This is a genomic window from Brevundimonas sp., assembly GCF_036732845.1.
Classification (GTDB): domain Bacteria; phylum Pseudomonadota; class Alphaproteobacteria; order Caulobacterales; family Caulobacteraceae; genus Brevundimonas.
Genome location: NZ_DAINBO010000012.1, coordinates 58,486 through 73,720, shown reverse-complemented (window position 1 = coordinate 73,720; position 15,235 = coordinate 58,486). Strand labels below are relative to the sequence as shown.

The 15,235-nt window shown below is 66.3% G+C and carries 18 protein-coding genes, 2 tRNA genes and 1 other RNA gene; 8 read left to right on the top strand and 13 right to left on the bottom strand.

Translation table 11 applies throughout. The features are described 5' to 3' along the window. From V7D63_RS06620 to V7D63_RS06605, 4 genes are all read left to right on the top strand, one after another. The coding region (locus tag V7D63_RS06620; protein WP_333591468.1) for a peptidylprolyl isomerase at window positions 1–503 on the top strand (503 nt) is incomplete at its 5' end. Window positions 504–537: 34 nt separating this feature from the next. Further along, on the top strand, window positions 538–795 hold the full coding sequence (locus V7D63_RS06615; protein ID WP_333591467.1) for a type II toxin-antitoxin system Phd/YefM family antitoxin: 258 nt from the start codon (window positions 538–540) through the stop codon (window positions 793–795). After that, the gene (locus tag V7D63_RS06610; protein WP_333591466.1) at window positions 792–1,217 is read left to right on the top strand and encodes a type II toxin-antitoxin system VapC family toxin; all 426 of its coding nucleotides are present in this window, start codon (window positions 792–794) and stop codon (window positions 1,215–1,217) included. The genes V7D63_RS06615 and V7D63_RS06610 overlap by 4 nt, the downstream gene beginning before the upstream one ends. Further along, window positions 1,214–1,603: a RusA family crossover junction endodeoxyribonuclease gene (locus V7D63_RS06605; protein ID WP_333591465.1), complete on the top strand. Its 390-nt coding sequence runs from the start codon at window positions 1,214–1,216 to the stop codon at window positions 1,601–1,603. The genes V7D63_RS06610 and V7D63_RS06605 overlap by 4 nt, the downstream gene beginning before the upstream one ends. Here the strand turns inward: V7D63_RS06605 and V7D63_RS06600 are convergent. From V7D63_RS06600 to miaA, 5 genes are all read right to left on the bottom strand, one after another. Beyond that, window positions 1,576–1,983, bottom strand: a complete 408-nt coding sequence (locus tag V7D63_RS06600; protein ID WP_333591464.1) for a GFA family protein — start codon at window positions 1,981–1,983, stop codon at window positions 1,576–1,578. The two genes, V7D63_RS06605 and V7D63_RS06600, sit on opposite strands and share 28 nt — an antisense overlap. Window positions 1,984–2,040: 57 nt before the next feature. Further along, complete coding sequence (locus V7D63_RS06595; protein WP_333591463.1) at window positions 2,041–2,802, bottom strand: C13 family peptidase; 762 nt, start codon at window positions 2,800–2,802, stop codon at window positions 2,041–2,043. Between the two features lie 59 nt (window positions 2,803–2,861). Next, a complete protein-coding gene (locus V7D63_RS06590) occupies window positions 2,862–3,341 on the bottom strand; it encodes an SspB family protein (protein ID WP_333591462.1) in 480 nt (159 codons plus the stop codon). 91 nt (window positions 3,342–3,432) lie between these two features. Then, window positions 3,433–3,799, bottom strand: a transfer-messenger RNA (tmRNA) gene (gene ssrA / locus V7D63_RS06585). Next, window positions 3,800–4,681: a tRNA (adenosine(37)-N6)-dimethylallyltransferase MiaA gene (gene miaA, locus V7D63_RS06580; RefSeq protein WP_333591461.1), complete on the bottom strand. Its 882-nt coding sequence runs from the start codon at window positions 4,679–4,681 to the stop codon at window positions 3,800–3,802. An 83-nt stretch (window positions 4,682–4,764) separates the two neighbouring features. Between miaA and V7D63_RS06575 the strand changes: the two genes are divergently transcribed. Then, window positions 4,765–5,865 carry an Mrp/NBP35 family ATP-binding protein gene (locus V7D63_RS06575; protein WP_333591460.1) on the top strand — a complete coding sequence of 367 codons (1,101 nt, stop codon included), beginning with the start codon at window positions 4,765–4,767 and terminating at the stop codon, window positions 5,863–5,865. 78 nt (window positions 5,866–5,943) lie between these two features. Next, window positions 5,944–6,138: a hypothetical protein gene (locus tag V7D63_RS06570; protein WP_333591459.1), complete on the top strand. Its 195-nt coding sequence runs from the start codon at window positions 5,944–5,946 to the stop codon at window positions 6,136–6,138. Between the two features lie 54 nt (window positions 6,139–6,192). On the opposite strand, the gene V7D63_RS06565 is transcribed toward V7D63_RS06570, so the two are convergent. The 6 genes from V7D63_RS06565 to V7D63_RS06540 all read right to left on the bottom strand — a co-directional run bounded on the left by V7D63_RS06565 (window position 6,193) and on the right by V7D63_RS06540 (window position 10,168). Further along, complete coding sequence (locus tag V7D63_RS06565; protein WP_333591458.1) at window positions 6,193–6,723, bottom strand: dihydrofolate reductase; 531 nt, start codon at window positions 6,721–6,723, stop codon at window positions 6,193–6,195. 61 nt (window positions 6,724–6,784) lie between these two features. Next, on the bottom strand, window positions 6,785–7,453 hold the full coding sequence (locus V7D63_RS06560; RefSeq protein WP_442882118.1) for an aquaporin: 669 nt from the start codon (window positions 7,451–7,453) through the stop codon (window positions 6,785–6,787). A gap of 117 nt (window positions 7,454–7,570) precedes the next feature. Further along, window positions 7,571–7,870 (bottom strand): phosphoribosyl-ATP pyrophosphohydrolase, encoded by a 300-nt coding sequence (locus V7D63_RS06555; protein WP_333591457.1) that lies wholly within the window; start codon window positions 7,868–7,870, stop codon window positions 7,571–7,573. Window positions 7,871–7,882: 12 nt separating this feature from the next. After that, window positions 7,883–8,680, bottom strand: coding sequence for a hypothetical protein (locus tag V7D63_RS06550; protein ID WP_333591456.1), 798 nt, complete (start codon window positions 8,678–8,680; stop codon window positions 7,883–7,885). An 8-nt stretch (window positions 8,681–8,688) separates the two neighbouring features. Continuing rightward, window positions 8,689–9,537: a thymidylate synthase gene (locus V7D63_RS06545; protein WP_333591474.1), complete on the bottom strand. Its 849-nt coding sequence runs from the start codon at window positions 9,535–9,537 to the stop codon at window positions 8,689–8,691. 88 nt (window positions 9,538–9,625) lie between these two features. Then, window positions 9,626–10,168, bottom strand: a complete 543-nt coding sequence (locus tag V7D63_RS06540; protein ID WP_333591455.1) for a DUF924 family protein — start codon at window positions 10,166–10,168, stop codon at window positions 9,626–9,628. Here V7D63_RS06540 and ilvC point away from each other — a divergent pair. Next, complete coding sequence (ilvC, locus tag V7D63_RS06535) at window positions 10,167–11,180, top strand: ketol-acid reductoisomerase (RefSeq protein WP_333591454.1); 1,014 nt, start codon at window positions 10,167–10,169, stop codon at window positions 11,178–11,180. The genes V7D63_RS06540 and ilvC overlap by 2 nt on opposite strands. 24 nt (window positions 11,181–11,204) lie before the next feature. On the opposite strand, the gene V7D63_RS06530 is transcribed toward ilvC, so the two are convergent. After that, window positions 11,205–11,281: transfer RNA gene (locus V7D63_RS06530), tRNA-Pro, on the bottom strand. Between the two features lie 267 nt (window positions 11,282–11,548). Here V7D63_RS06530 and V7D63_RS06525 point away from each other — a divergent pair. Further along, a tRNA-Gln gene (locus V7D63_RS06525) sits at window positions 11,549–11,622 on the top strand. Between the two features lie 242 nt (window positions 11,623–11,864). Here V7D63_RS06525 and V7D63_RS06520 read toward each other — a convergent pair. Next, window positions 11,865–15,218, bottom strand: coding sequence for an amidohydrolase family protein (locus V7D63_RS06520; RefSeq protein ID WP_333591453.1), 3,354 nt, complete (start codon window positions 15,216–15,218; stop codon window positions 11,865–11,867). Window positions 15,219–15,235: the final 17 nt, after the last annotated feature.

The following is a 15,235-nucleotide window of genomic DNA, read 5'->3' as shown; positions in this document are numbered from 1 at the left end:
GCGTGGCCCTGGCGCTGGACCATGCGCCGCTGACGGTGTGCAACTTCCTGCGCTATGTCACCGACGGCGATTATGACGGCGGCAGCTTCTTCCGCACCGTGGTGCGCCAGACCAATACGGCGAACCCCAACCCCATCGACGTGATCCAGGCGGCGACGCCGCGCGGGTCGGACGACGACAGCCAGCCGCCGATCGCCCTGGAGCGCACGCGCGACACCGGCCTGCATCATCGGGCCGGGACCATCTCCATGGCGCGCGGCGGGCCGGACACGGCGACCTCCAGCTTCTTCATCGTGACGCAAGACACGCCCAGCCTGGACTTCGGCGGCGCGCGCAACCCGGACGGCCAGGGCTTCGCCGCCTTCGGCCGCTTGATCGACGGGCTGGACGTGGCGCGACGCATCCAGGCCTCGCCCGCGGACGGGCAGGAGCAGTTGACCCCGCCGATCGTCATCCGCTCGGTTCGGCTGGTCGGGGTCGTTCCGGCGCAGTGCCGTCCGTGATAAGCTAGCCAGACAGTTGGCTAGGAGCGGCGTCATGGAAGTTGGGGTCTTTGAAGCCCGAAACCGTTTCTCGGAACTGATCGAGGCGGCGGAACGGGGCGAAGAAGTGGTGGTTTTGAAACGGGGTCGGCCCGTCGCCCGCATCATTCCGGCCTCGGACGAAATCCGTGTTCAGCGCCGTCGGGAGGCTTTGAATCGCGCCGCCGAACTGCGTCTCGCGGTTCTTCAAGAGGCGGGGCGGCCCTTCACGCATGAAGAGCTGATCGCCGCGCGAGACGAGGACCGACGTTGATCGCGCCACTGATTCTGGACGCGTCTTTCGTTGCGGCCTACCTGCTTGAGGAGACGCACACGCCGTTCGTGGTCGTCACTCTGGACGAACGCTCGGGGACCGACTTCATGTCCACCAGCCTGCTGACATGGGAGGTCGGCAACATATTGCGGACGAGACGACGGGCCGGGCATCTGAGTTCAGCCCTGTCCACGACCGCACTGGAGGTCTTCTTCGCTCTCGACATCAGATGCGAACCCAGTCTGGGCGAGACCGGAATTTCCGAAATCGGCGGCGTGGCGGATCGGCACGGCTTGTCGGTCTATGACGCGGGCTATCTGGAACTGGCCCAGCGAATGGAGGGCGAGTTGGCGACCTTGGATCGGCGCTTGGCGGTCGCCGCTATCGCGGCTGGTCGACCCGTTCGGTCGCCATTCTCATGAACGACGGCTGGGTCGGCACGGGCAAGGTTCGCGCACGCGAAGCCGGTCAGGCGGTCGAGATCACCATCGACGGCCTGACCACCCAGGCCAAATACTACAAGCCCCTGGTCTATGAGTTCATGCGCAAGGAGTGGCGCGGGGCGCGTCCGTCGTGGGGCGACTTCACCGTCGAGATCGTGATGGAGCACGTCGGCGATCCGCCGTGGATGGACCTGGACAATCTGGCCAAGGCCCTGCTGGACGCGATCAAGGGCTATCTGTTTCACGACGACGCCCAGGTGGCGCGCCTGCTGGTCGAACGCCGCGAGGGACCGCGCGAACGCATCACCATCCGCGCCTTTCCGCGCCCAGACGCGGGTCAGGTCTCCGGCGGCGGTCCCGGATAGCGCTCGAACGACGGCAGACGATGCAGCTCGGTCATCCAGCCGATGCGCTCGGCCGTCTGGATCTGGCCTTGCAGGGGGATGGCGTCCGGGTCTTCCAGCGTCGCGCTCTGAATGTCGATCTGGTCCGGGAAGATGACGGCGTTGGTGTAGAACAGCCCCGTCCCGCAGCGGCCGCAGAAGCCGCGCCGCCCATGTTCGGATGATGCGTACCAGACCGGTTCGCCGGTGATCTTCACCTGATCGGCGGGGGCCAGCGCCCAGGCGACGGCGGGCGCGCCCGCGCATTTGCGGCAATCGGTGCAATGGCACAGCGCGTGATGGATGGCCTCGTCCGCCGTCTCATAGCGGATCGCGCCGCAGTGGCAGCCCCCGGTCAGCATCGGTCCCTCCCAAAATGTTCTGTATATGTTCTAATGCGGAATCGAGGGTCCGGCAAGTCAGTGCGCGGCCCGGTTGAAGCGCAACGTCGGCAGGCGCAACTGCATCTCGGGACCGACATACAGTTGAGGTTCGGACGCGGGCGTCAGGCCCTCCTCGATCTCGCGACGGCTGACGCAGGCGCGCGTCGCCGCCGCCAGGGCCAGGAAGTCGATCGCGCCGGGCAGGCTCTCCAGCACACAGCCGTCGAAATAGGGATAGGTCGCTTCGGCGCCGCAGCCGAAGGATGAGCGGTCGCGCCGCGCCGCCGTCAGGATCATGCGGTTCGACGCCGCCAGTCCGTCGACGAACACGCCCGAGAAACAGGCCGAGATGACGATCACCGTCGGTTTGGTCCCGCACCAGTTGCGCACCAGATTGGCCATCACCGTGGTGTTGACCGTCACATCCGGGCCGAACACGACCCCGGCTGGCGAGCCGTGCGAGGTGATGTAGAGAAAACAGCCCCGCGTCGTGCGCGCGAACAGTTCGCCCATGCCTTGGGCGGCGGTCTCGGCCGTGACCGGACGGGCGGCGTCGGGACGCAGCGAATAGTCGACCATGTCGGCGCGGCTGAAACCGGCGTCCAGAAAGCCGCGCACCAGATCGCGGCGGGCGTTGTCGAAGGCCTGGATCGGCTGGCCGTGGCTGTCGCGCCAATCGGCCGCGATGATGGCCGCGCCCCAGCCGTCGAACCGGCTCGAAGAAGCCGTTTGTGCGGCGACGGGACCCGCCAGCAGCGCCAGCAGGGTCGTGATGATGCAGAAAACACGGCGCCCCATGCCGTTCCCCCGTTCAGCCCGACGGTCAGCTTACCCCACGGGCGCGAGGCGGGAAGGGCCTACTTCTTTCGGAACTGGTCCAGGGACACGACCTTGGGACCGTCCTCGCCGGACGGTTTGGGCTTGGGCGCGGGCGCCGGGGGTTCCGGGTCGCCTTCCAGGATCTCGGGCGCCTCGAACTGCAACAGGAACTGGACGCTGGGATCGTAGAAGCGCGTGACGGCCGTATAGGGCGCGGTCAGCACCTTGGGCATGCCGCCGAATTTCAGCATCACCGAGAACAGGTCCGGCTCGACCGCCAGGTCCCAGAACTGGTGTTGCAGCACCACGGTCATCTCGTCCGGGTATTTGGCCAGGATGTCGGGCGGCACCGAAACGCCGGGCGCGCGGGTCTTGAAGGTGATGTAGAAATGGTGGGCGCCGGGAATGCCGCCAGGACTGGCCGCGCGCTCCAGCGCCGCACGGATCACGCCCCGCAATGCGTCCTGGGCGAGTTGCTCATAGTGCATCTCGTCGACGGGGGGCTTTTCCTGGGGCATCGGTGATCCTGTGGCTCGCGGTGTTGATAGCGGCGCGGGCGCGCATACGGAAGACGGCGCGCGGTCACAAAGCAGCGGGTCGGCGAGGAAAAGCGCCGGGATTCTGTTGCCAGGCTCCCGACAGGCCCCGCCCAGGGATCTGAACCCCTAGGACTTAAAGGTCGAAATCAACCGAACCGCATTACGCGGCGAGGCGGATCTCTTCAGCGAAGTTATCGTTCGCAGGTAGTTTAAAGGCCCGATACGGTGGGCCAGAACGGGCGAAAGCAGTCCTCTTTACACGTCCGTCGATGCTAGTCGGCCCCATGCTCGCTCCGCCGATAACGCGGGGAGAAATGGTGGAGCCGCCGGGAATCGCACCCGGGTCCGGTCCGCTTATTACAGGCGCGTTTATCGCCATAGTCCGGGCGAACCCGGACAGGACCCATATAGGGCGTGCGGGTTAATTGTTGAAGAGCCTAGGCGAAGCCGGGATGGCGCGGCCAATCCGGCGTCTGGTTGCGGAACCAGGTCAACTGGCGCTTGGCGTAGTTGCGGGTGGCCTGTTTCATCGCCACGACGGCGTCATTCAATGTGATGTCGCCTGCCAGATGCGCGCCCAGTTCGCGCACGCCCACGGCCTTCATGGCGGGCAGGGCGGGATCGAGGCGACGGTCCAGCAGGGCGCGGACCTCGTCCATCGCGCCGGTCTGGATCATCACGTCCACGCGTCGGTCGCAGGCGGCGTACAGGTGGTCGCGCGGCGGCTCCACCACCCGGCCGGTCCAGCGGTCGGGCGCGATCAGGGGGCGGGTGTCGGCCTTGAAGGCGCTGAGCGTGCGGCCGGTCTGGTCGTGAACGCTGAGCGCGCGGATCAGGCGCTGGCGGTCGCCGGGGGCGATGGCGGTCTCGGACGCGGGATCGATCTCGGCCAGGCGTCGTCGAAAATCCGCCTCGCCATCGGCGTCGTAGCGGGCCTGGATGCGCTCTCGAACCTCGGGCTGGCCCTGTGGGATGTCCGCCAATCCGCGGGTCAGGGACAGGAAATACAGACCCGTCCCGCCAACCAACAGGGCCGGACGTCCCTCGGTCTCCAGCGCGGCCAGCTCGGGCAGGACGGTTCGGGTCCAGCGTCCGACGGACCAGGCGTCGACGGCGTCGGCGACGCCGTACAGGCGGTGTTCGGCCACGGTCTCGTCCTCGGCCGAGGGACGGGCCGACAGGACGTTCAGGTCGGCGTACAGTTGCTGACTGTCGGCGTTCAGGATCACCGCCCCCGTCGCCAGGGCGGTTTCCAGCGCCAGGCGCGACTTGCCGGAGGCCGTGGGACCGGCGATCAGGGTGATGCAGGGGTGCGGCAACTTCGCTCACGGCGGTTGGTTCGGGGGCGCGGCTTCCGATATGTGACGCCAAAGCCCTTTCCCGCAAGCGCAGGACCAATCCCGTGCCCGATCGCGACGCCGTTCTTCACGCTCTGGATCAAATCATCGACCCGGTGTCGGGCCAAGGGCTGGTCACGGCCGGGCTGACGCGCGGCGTGGTGGCGGCCGACGACCGGGCCGGCTGCGCCCTGGACGTGCCGCCCGGACGCAAGGGCGACTATGCGGCGATCCGCGACCAGGCCGAGGCCGCCCTGACGGCTCTGCCGGGGGTCCAGCGGGTGCTGGTGGTCCTGAGCGACGAAGGCCCGCCGCCCGCGCCGCCGGTTCAGGCGCCGCGTCCGCGCACCGCCGGCCTGTCGAAGGCGGCCGTGGAGCAGGGGCGGCCCAAGGCGCCGGTCCCGACCGACCGCCCGGCTCATGTGCGCCGCGTCCTGGCCGTCGCCAGCGGCAAGGGCGGGGTCGGCAAATCGACCGTGGCGGTCAATCTGGCGGCGGCCCTGGCGGCGCGCGGCTTGTCGGTCGGAATTCTGGACGCCGACGTCTATGGCCCGTCCCTGCCGACCATGCTGGGCCTATCGGGCAAGCCGGAATACCGCGACGGGGCGATGGAGCCGCACGTCGCCCACGGGCTGAAGGCCATGTCCGTGGGCCTGCTGACCCAGGCCGACGACGCCATGGTCTGGCGCGGGCCGATGGCCAGCCAGGCGATCACCCAGATGCTGACCCAGACGCGCTGGGGAACCGCCGAGGCGCCGCTGGACGTGTTGGTCGTCGACCTGCCGCCGGGCACGGGCGACGTGCAACTGACCCTGATTCAAAAGACGCCGCTGGACGGGGCCGTCATCGTCTCGACCCCGCAGGAGGTGGCCCTGGCCGACGCGCGGCGCGGCCACGCCCTGTTCCAGAAGGTCGGCGTGCCCACCCTGGGACTGATCGAGAACATGAGCGGGCCGGTCTTCGGTCGGGGCGGAGCCGAAGCCGAGGCGGCGCGGCTGGGCGTGGCCTTCCTGGGCGACCTGCCGCTGGACGCCGCCGTACGCGAGGCCGGGGACGCGGGCCGCCCGGTCGTCATCACAAGCCCGAACGGCGAGATCGCCGGGCGGTTCGACGCGGTGGCTTGCGCGGTTCAAGAGGCGCTGAAGCTTGGCGCAGGGCGAGGGTAACTCACTCGTGAGTTGTCTTCGTACACATTCGCATAAACCTTAAGTTGTGAGACACGAACGCTCACGCAGAAGGGTTGAATGATGAAAAAGTTTGTTCTCGCCATGCTGCTCGCCAGCCCGGCTCTGATCTCAGCGCCTCAAGCGGCCCTGGCGCGCGGCGGGGATGACTGCGAACTGAACTGCTTCTGGACGACCACCTATGGGCCGAATGGAGAGGTCACCGGCGGTTACTGGACCTGTTCGGGCATCTACCAGGATTGCGTCGGACCCTGACGACAGGCTGAACGGCGATGCGGCTCGCTTTTCAGCAGCCGCGTCTGCGCCTGGCTAGCGCCGTTCCAGGACGCGGAAGACCATGGCGTGGTCGTCCTTCTCGCCCGGCGCGACGGCTTCCGAGGATATTTCTTCAAAGGTCCCGGCGTCGAAAGGCGGGAACCAGGTGTCGCCGCCCTCGACCTGGGTCTCGACCTCGGTGATGTACAGCCGTTTGGCACGCGGCAGGGCGGCGGCGAACAGGGCCTGACCGCCGATCACGCAGATCTCGTCGACGCCGTCCTCCATCGCCTGTTCGCGGGCGATCTCCATCGCCTCGTCCAGACTGGTGACGACCAGGGCGCCCTTGGTCTTGCCCGCCTCGGCATAGCCCTCGTCGCGAGTCAGGACGATGTTCAACCGACCGGGCAGGGGCCGCAGCGGCAGGCTCTCCCAGGTGTTGCGGCCCATGATGCAGGGCTTGCCGATGGTCACGGCCTTGAACCGTTGCAGGTCGCTGCGCAGCCGCCAGGGCAGGTCGCCGCCCTTGCCGATGACGCCGTTCTTGTCGCGCGCGACGACCAGGACCAGGGCGGGCAGGGGCAAGACGGACCTCGCGGCGTATGGAAAGGAGCGGCCCTGTCGGGACCGCCCCCTTCTGACGAGATCAGGCCTCGGGTTCCAGCGTTTTCAGCCGGAACAGCAGGCCGCCGATCACCGCGCCGACGGCCGGAGCGACGATGAACAGCCAGAGCTGCGACAAGGCCTGTCCGCCGACCAGAACGGCCGGGCCGAAACTGCGGGCGGGATTGACGGAAACGCCCGTGACCTGGATGCCGACGATGTGGATGGCCGCCAGGGTGATGCCGATGGCCAGGCCCCCAAAGGCGCCGTGCCCCTTGGCTCCGGTGACGCCCAGGATGACGATGACGAAGATCGCCGTCATCACCACCTCGAACAGGGCCGCGGCCTGTAGCGAATATTCGCCCAGATAGCCTGGTCCCCAACCGTTCTGGCCCAGATTGGCCATGCCGGTCTTGGCGATCATGGCCAGCATGCCCGCGCCGATCACGGCGCCGATGAACTGGGCGACCCAATGGACGCCCATCTCCTTGGCCGACATTCGGCCCGCGACGAACATCGCCAGGCTGACCGCCGGATTGACGTGGCAGCCCGAAATCGGCCCGATGCCATAGGCCATGGCCACGATGGCGAAGCCGAACGCCAGGGCGATGCCCAACTGGCCCACCTCCGGCCCGGCCAGAACCGCCGCCCCGCATCCGAAAAGAACCAGAACCAGAGTGCCGATCAGCTCGGCCGTGAACCGCTTCATCATGACGCCCTCCCTCGTATCGGCCCGCCATGCGCGGGTCGGGCCGAGCCTGGGCCGAGTCTGCCGGCCATGACCAGATTTACGGAACGGCGTGCGTTCAACGGGGCGCCGAGGCCCGCCTCAACGTTCGACAGCCAGCCACTTCAGCCATTTGTCCCGCATGGCCTGCTCCAGATCGATCCCAGCGCCGTCGCAATAGATCAGCAGCATCCCCAGAACGTCCGCCGCCTCATCCGCCAGGGCCTTGGGATCGGCTTCGCCGCGCGCCCGCCCGGACAGCCGCAGATGCTCGGCGGTCAACTCGCCTAGCTCCTCTTGCAGCTTCAACAGCGCCCAGTCGCGGTCGCGGTCGATGCCGTGCTCGGCGGCGTAGATGTCGGAGATTTTCAGCACCGAGGCAGACAGATGGGACAGGAGCAAAATGATCTATGTCTATTCTGTTAGATCGAATTCGAAAGTCGATATATCGCGTGAGCCAGCTATCAGAATGCTAAGATCATCGCTCAGTTCGTCATAGTATTTTCGGCTTACACCTTTCTCGAAAAAGAATGCTGGAACAGGCCGTCGACCTTTTGAGGCGAAGTAAGGCGTAATCACTGCAAGCTCTGAAGAGATAAACAAGCTATATGGATTGAACAGGTCGTGGCCAACGATAGTGACCTTGTCTGAGTTTCCCCCGTACTCTTTGATCATTCTAATTGCTTCAGCAATCTTATGTTTAATGGCCGGCGCTGACGTGCCCTGTTTTTTCGCCATAAGTGCCACTCCTTCCGATGAAGGATCGAGTAATATGAATGTTGTCTTGGCGGGTCTTGTGAATCGAGCCTTGAGAGGTTCAGATCTTGTGCTTATCCAAGTCCGACCATCATTCAGAACGATAGAAATGTCTCCGTCTGATTCAAGTATCTTTGAAAAATCATAATGGCCAGAGTCGCTGTCTACGCGAACCAATCCGACGTCATCTTCGCCCCTGTTGAGGTTTAGGCGATCATTGATGCTGTTGAGTTCATTTTTAATTATATCTATAAACTCAGATCGAACGAAAAATTCATACAAAAAACTCGTCAAGCCAGAAATCAACAACACCGATGCTAGGGATGAGAGAAACCCTTTCCAGAACACATCTTCAAGCCTTCCAGATGCAAGCAGCATGAGGAGGCCGACGATTGCGCCGACAAGCGCAATTATGATGGTTCGGTTTTTGAAGCCGGAAATCGCAGGGTTGGACAAGTTCGTTCTCAGACCGCGACCGCAGCTTTAATGTGCGGCCAAGCTTGATACCCTTCTAGCGCGAAATCCTCCACACTGAATTGAAACAGGTCGTCCTGATCCGCCAACGTCATGGTCGGCAGCGGCAGGGGCTGGCGGGCCAACTGGGTCTCGGCCTGCTCCAGATGGTTCAGATACAGGTGGGCGTCGCCCAGCGTATGGATGAACTCGCCCGGCTTCAGCCCCGTCACCTGGGCGATCATCAGCGTCAGCAGGGCATAGCTGGCGATGTTGAACGGCACGCCCAGGAAGACGTCGGCGCTGCGTTGATACAGTTGGCAGCTCAGCTTCCCGTCGGCCACGAAGAACTGGAACAGGCAATGGCACGGCGGCAGGGCCATGTCGTCGACGTCGGCCGGGTTCCAGGCGCTGACCAGATGGCGGCGGCTGTTGGGATTGGTCTTCAAGCCTTCGACCAGTTTGGTGATCTGGTCGATGACGCGGCCGTCGGGGGCGGTCCAACTGCGCCACTGTTTGCCATAGACGGGTCCCAGGTCGCCCTGGGCGTCGGCCCATTCGTCCCAGATGCTGACGCCGTTTTCCTTCAGCCAGCGGATGTTGGTCTCGCCGCGCAGGAACCACAGCAGTTCGACGATGATCGACCGCGTGTGCAGCTTCTTGGTGGTCAGCAGCGGAAAGCCCTTGGCCAGGTCGAAACGCATCTGACGGCCGAACACCCCCAGGGTGCCGGTGCCGGTGCGGTCGTCGCGGCGCACGCCGTTGTCCAGGATGTCGCGCAACAGGTTCAGATACTGGAACTCAGGATGATCGGCCGCGGCCTCCGGCAGGGCGCCGGTGCGGGCCTCGATCTCCGCCATCAGGATCTGAGCGTTCATGCGCCCAGAGTGACTCGCCGAATCGATTCGCGCGCGCCCTTTCCGCAAGGCGGCGGCACGCGCTTGTGGATCAGCCGCCGAAGCCGCCTTGATCCAGGAAGGCCTGCTCCTCGACGGTCGTCTCGCGGCCCAATGCGGCGTTCCGGTGCGGGAAGCGGCCGAAGCGGACGATGATGTCGCGATGGATTTGGGCGTATTTCAGCGTCTCGGCCATGTCCGCGCACAGAGGCAGCAGGGCGTCCTGATCCTCGATCCGTTCGGAGTGCATCAGGGGGGTCAGCAGGAACTGGCGCAGGTCGATGTCGAACGCCGCCAGATAGCCGCGCGCGATGGCGTCATAGGCGAAGCGCAGGGCCAGGGGATCGGTCGCGAACTGATGCCCCGTGCCCCGAAAGCTGTTGCGCGGATACTGATCCAGCAGGATCAGCAGGGCCAGGGCGCCCTCGGCCGTGTTCATCCAGTCGTCCAGTTCACGCCGGGCCGCGCTCCAGTGGGCGGCGCGGCAGCTATCGCGGAACAGGGCGTCGAAGGCGGCGTCCTTGGCGTACCAGCGGGCGGGACCCGCGTCTTTCCAGAAGGCGATGACGGCGGAAGCGGTTATGTGTTGGGCCATGACGCAAGAACTAAGCACGCCGCTGCCGGTTTTCCATGATCGCGATTGCGACCTGTCGATCGTTCGGTCGAAACGGGTGGCCGTCATCGGCTACGGCAGTCAGGGCCGGACCCACGCCCTGAACCTGCGCGACAGCGGCGTGGCCGACATCGTCATCGGCCTGAAAGACGGGTCGCCGACGCGCGCCAAGGCCCAGGCGGACGGCTTTACGGTCATGACGGCGGGTCAGGCCGCGACCGGCGCCGACGTCGTGGCCGTGATGGTCTCCGACGAGGGCCACCGCGACCTGTGGCGCGACGACTTGGCCCCGGCGATGAAGCCGGGCGCGGCCTTGATCTTCGCTCACGGCCTGTCGGTGCGGTTCAGCCTGGTCGAGCCGAGACCGGACATCGACGTCATCCTGGTCTCGCCCAAGGGCATCGGGCCGCGCATCCGCGACCTGTATGAGGCGGGCGAGGGGGTGTTCTGCCTGTTCGGCGTGCATCAGGACGCGACGGGCGCGGCGCGCGGCGTCGGCCTATCCTATGCGGCGGCCCTGGGCTGTGGACGCAAGGGCATATTGGAGACCACCTTCGCCGCCGAGTGCGAAAGCGACCTGTTCGGCGAACAGGTGGTGCTGTGCGGCGGGGTGTCGGAACTGGTCGACCGGGCCTTCATGACGCTGGTCCGGGCCGGTTATCCGGCCGAGGTGGCGTGGTTTGAATGCTTCTATGAGCTGAAGCTGGTCACCGATCTGATGTTCGAGCGGGGAATCGCGGGCGCTTTCGGCCGCATCTCGAACACGGCTGAATACGGCGCCTATCTGACCGGGCCGCGCGTCATCGGGGAGCCGACGCAGGCGGCGATGGACGATGTGCTGACCGAGGTGCGCGACGGATCGTTCGTGCAGCGGCTGATGGCCGATTACGACGCCGGTTCGCCCGAACTGTTGGCCCGCCGCCAAGCCCTGGGCGAACGCCTGATCGAGGCGGCCGGGGCGCGCCTGAAGGCGGCCGCGGATCGGGCCGGCTGATCGCTTCGATGGGCGGGAATAAGATGGTCGGAGTGGCAGGATTCGAACCTGCGACCCCTGCGTCCCGAACGCAGTGCTCTACCAGACTGAGCCACACTCCGACTTGAGGTCGCGGCTTATAGCGAGGGGTCCGGGGGGCCGCAAGCGCCGTTTTCGCGCTAGAGCGAAATCGGTTCAGATGCGATCGCATCTGAACTCAGATATTCGCTCCAGCATTGATCTGGACCATTTTTTGGATTCGGTTCGGATCAATCCGAAGCAAAAATGGTCGAGCGAAAATTGTCGGAAAAGCGGGTGTTGCATCCACCGCGGCCTTGGCGTATCTCCACCGCCTCGCGGGGCCATGGCCCTGCGGGCGCCGGTCCTGCTGGGGAATGGTGTAATGGTAACACTCCGGTTTTTGGTACCGTCATTCTAGGTTCGAGTCCTAGTTCCCCAGCCACCGCCTCCTGACATCGAGACGCCGACCCGCCGCCTGAGGCGTGATCCGTCAAGGCTTCAAGGCTCCGTCGCCCTCGGGCCTGTCCCGAGGGCCTATCCTTGCGTCATCCTCGAACGCGGATGGTCTTCGCCAGCGGTCACACAGCCCCCGGTTCAGCCCGCAGCCCCATGGCCCCTCGGGACAAGCCCGAGGGTGACGAGGTTCATGGATTCGCCGCCTTGGCGACGACGAGCCGTCTTGCGTCAGTCGTGGCCGTGGCCGTCGGTGATCGTGGCGCCGGGGTTGGCGGCCTCGCCGTCCTGGCCCTCGAACCAGAAGGGCGCACGCGGACGCGAGCGGCGGCCGACCTCGTCCATATGGGTGTCGTAGACCCGGCCGTTCGCGACGGTGAAGGCGATGGACGTGGTGTTGCGCAGATTGTCCAGCGGATTGGCGTTCAGCACCACCATGTCGGCCAGCTTGCCGACCTCCAGCGAGCCGATGTCGCGGTCCATGCCCAGGGCGCGCGCGCCGTTCAGGGTGCCGACGCGGATGGCTTGGATCGGCGTCATGCCGCCCTGCTGCATCGACCACATCTCCCAATGGGCGGCCAGGCCTTCGCGCTGGCCGTGGGCGCCCAGTTGGATGGAGACGCCCTGATCCTGAAGACGGCGCGCCTCACGGGCGACGGACATGTGATTCCACTCATTGTCCGGGCCTGTGCGCGGGCGCCGGGCGCGGGCGTCCAGGATGCGGCGCGGGACGTACTGGCGCAGGATCGGATGATCCCAGACCCGGCTCTCCTGGTACCAGTAGTTCTCGCCATAGGCCCCGCCATAGGCCACCACCAGGGTCGGGGTGTAGGCGACCTGGGTCTGACGCCACAACTGGTGCACGTCGTCATACAGGTTCGCCAGGGGGATCGAGTGTTCGACCGTGGTGTGGCCGTCCACGACCATGGTCATGTTGTGCTGGAACAGCGATCCGCCCTCGGGCACGACCATCAGGCCCAGTTGCCGCGCGGCCTCCAGGATCTGTTGGCGCTGGTCGCGACGCGGCTGGTTGTAGCTCTTGACGCTCCAGGCGCCGACGGCCTGCATCCGACGCAGGTTGGACAGGGCGTCGTCCAGGCTGTCGACTTGGGCCGTGAACGGCGTGGCCGCGCCATACAGGATGGTGCCGGTCGAGAAGATGCGCGGGGCGACCACGCGGCCCGCACGGCCCAGTTCAGAGTGCGAAAAGATCTCGCTGGTGTCGTTGGACGGGTCATGGATGGTCGTCACCCCGAAGGCCAGCGAGGCGTAGTCGACCCAGCTCTGCTGCGGGATGATCTCGTCCGATCCCATCGAGCCGTGCCAGTGGGCGTCGACCAGGCCGGGCATGATGGTCTTGCCCGCCATGTCCATGACCGTGGCGTCGGCCGGAATCTGGACCGAGGCGCGCGGGCCGATGGCGGTGATGCGATTGCCGTCGACCACGATGACGCCGTCCTCGATCACCTCGTCGCCGCGCATGGTGATGATGCGGGCGCCGGTCAGGACCAGGCGGCCCGCCGGTTTGTCCGCCTCGACGCTGAAGCCCAGGTTGATCCCGGTTTCGGGCGGCTTGGGCAGGGTCTCGGGCGCGCCCGGCTCGAAGGCGAAGGTCTCGTTCAGCGCCCGGGAATAGAGCTGGGGTCCCAGCGACCAGCTCAGGCTGCGGCTGTCGCCGGACCAGTGCATCCAGTCGCCGGCGTCGCGGGTGACCCGCCGTTGCGGCAGGGCCTTGCCGTCGGCGTTCAGCGTCACGGTGCGGCCGGTGCGCACGAAGGGGGCGACGAAGCCGTTGAACCGCTCGTTCCAGGCCACCCAGCGCTCATCGGGCGACAGCACGAAGTCCGCGGCGTATTGCGACGACAGGTGGGTGCGCGCGTCTTCGCCGTTCAGATCGACCGACTTCAGGACCCGATTCTCGCCGTCCTGATCGGAATAGAAGATGCGGTCGCCGGCGGCGCCGAACTGGGGCGCCTGACCCTCGTCGGTCACGCGCACCGCCTGCCCGCCGCGCGTCGGGATGCGATAGATGCCCGGCTCGCGGCCCCACAGGGCCGTGGTCAAAAAGCCGTCGCTGGTCGCGCGATAGGCGATGGTCTGGCCGTCGGGCGAGAAGGCCGGTTCGACATAGTGGCCGGGGCGGGTGGTGACAGTGCGGCCTTCGCCGCCGGATGCGGGAACCACGCGGATCGAACCCAGGTCGCTGTCGTCCCAGGTCGAATAGACGATGGACCGGCCGTCGCGCGACCAGGCGGGATACAGCTCGAAATGGTCGGTCTGGCGCGTCAGGCGGCGCGGCGTTCCGTTCGGCAGGTCGCGAATCCACAGATTGCCCAGAGCCTCGAACACGACCTTTGAGCCGTCGGGCGAGGTGCGCGCCCAGCGGATCATCTTGACGTCGAACCGGTCGGGCGCGACCTCGACGGGGAAGCGCACGGCCTCGGTCACCCGGCGGGTGTCGGCGACGTGGAAGGGGATGTCGCTGACGGCGCGCGAGGCCACGTCGATGCGTTTGATCTTGCCGCCCGCCCAGAAGACGATGGACCGGTTGTCGGGCGTCCAGCTCATGGCCGGATAGACGCCGTGAATGGCCCAAGTCTCCTGAAGGTCGCGGTCCAGGCCGTCATAGATCGGCGTCTCGCGGCCGGACTCCAGATCAAGGATGTAGAGCACCGACTGGTATCGAACGCGCCGGATGAAGGCCAAGGAGCGTCCGTCGGGCGACGGCGTCGGGCGAATCGACCCGCCGGGACCCGAGACGAACTCCTCGGTCTCGCCGGTCTGACGGTCGAGGCGCCGGATCACATAGATCTGGCCGTTCGGGTCCTTGGAGTATTCAAACACCCCGCCCGCCGTGGCGTCGTCGCTGTAATACAGATAGCGGCCGTCGGGCGAGAAGGCGGGTTCGCCCGAATCCTTCTGTTGCGTCCGGCGCTCGGTCATCTGCACGCCGCCGCCGCCCGAACGGTGGAACAGCCACATCTCGCCCGCGCCCAGCGACCGGGACGAGGTGAAATGCTTGCGGCCGACGATGAACTCGCCGTCCGGCGTCCATTCGGGCTGGTTGATCAGGCGGAAGGTCTCGGTCGAGACGGCCTTGGGGTCCGAACCGTCGCGGTTCATCACCCAGATGTTGTCGCCGCCGCCCCGGTCGGAGGTGAAGGCGATGCGGCGGCCGTCGGGCGAATAGCGCGGCTGCATGTCCCAGGCGACGCCGCTGGCGATGGCGCGCGCCTCGCCGCCGCTGATCGGCATGACATAGATGTCGCCCAACAGGTCGAAGACGATCTCCTGGCCGTCCGGGCTGACGTCGATCGACATCCAGGTGCCCTCGGTGACGTCCAGGCGGGCGTCATGGTGCGGTCCCGGCGGGTTCTGGACATCCCACTTGGGCTTGTCGGTCGAGGGCGCGGCGGGCGCGGGGGCGGGGACCGCCGCCGCTTGCGACGAAGGCGGCGCGGCGTCGGGCACCGGGGGTGCGGCCTGTTGTGCGGCGGGTTGAGGTTGCGGCGCGGGCGGCGTCTGCGCCCAGGCCGGAACCGCCAGAGACAGGGCCGTGGCGGCCAACAGGATGTGCTTGTTCATTTCGTTCCCCCGACATG

Bases quoted from the DNA above. Each gene is read 5' to 3' on its own strand.
- V7D63_RS06600 (WP_333591464.1), bottom strand. From the start codon at position 1,983: ATGCTGACCGGGGGCTGCCACTGCGGCGCGATCCGCTATGAGACGGCG.
- V7D63_RS06595 (WP_333591463.1), bottom strand. From the start codon at position 2,802: ATGGGGCGCCGTGTTTTCTGCATCATCACGACCCTGCTGGCGCTGCTG.
- V7D63_RS06540 (WP_333591455.1), bottom strand. From the start codon at position 10,168: ATGGCCCAACACATAACCGCTTCCGCCGTCATCGCCTTCTGGAAAGAC.
- V7D63_RS06615 (WP_333591467.1), top strand. From the start codon at position 538: ATGGAAGTTGGGGTCTTTGAAGCCCGAAACCGTTTCTCGGAACTGATC.
- V7D63_RS06570 (WP_333591459.1), top strand. From the start codon at position 5,944: ATGATGAAAAAGTTTGTTCTCGCCATGCTGCTCGCCAGCCCGGCTCTG.
- V7D63_RS06605 (WP_333591465.1), top strand. From the start codon at position 1,214: ATGAACGACGGCTGGGTCGGCACGGGCAAGGTTCGCGCACGCGAAGCC.
- V7D63_RS06545 (WP_333591474.1), bottom strand. From the start codon at position 9,537: ATGGCGGAGATCGAGGCCCGCACCGGCGCCCTGCCGGAGGCCGCGGCC.
- V7D63_RS06520 (WP_333591453.1), bottom strand. From the start codon at position 15,218: ATGAACAAGCACATCCTGTTGGCCGCCACGGCCCTGTCTCTGGCGGTT.
- V7D63_RS06590 (WP_333591462.1), bottom strand. From the start codon at position 3,341: ATGCCCCAGGAAAAGCCCCCCGTCGACGAGATGCACTATGAGCAACTC.
- ilvC (WP_333591454.1), top strand. From the start codon at position 10,167: ATGACGCAAGAACTAAGCACGCCGCTGCCGGTTTTCCATGATCGCGAT.
- V7D63_RS06560 (WP_442882118.1), bottom strand. From the start codon at position 7,453: ATGATGAAGCGGTTCACGGCCGAGCTGATCGGCACTCTGGTTCTGGTT.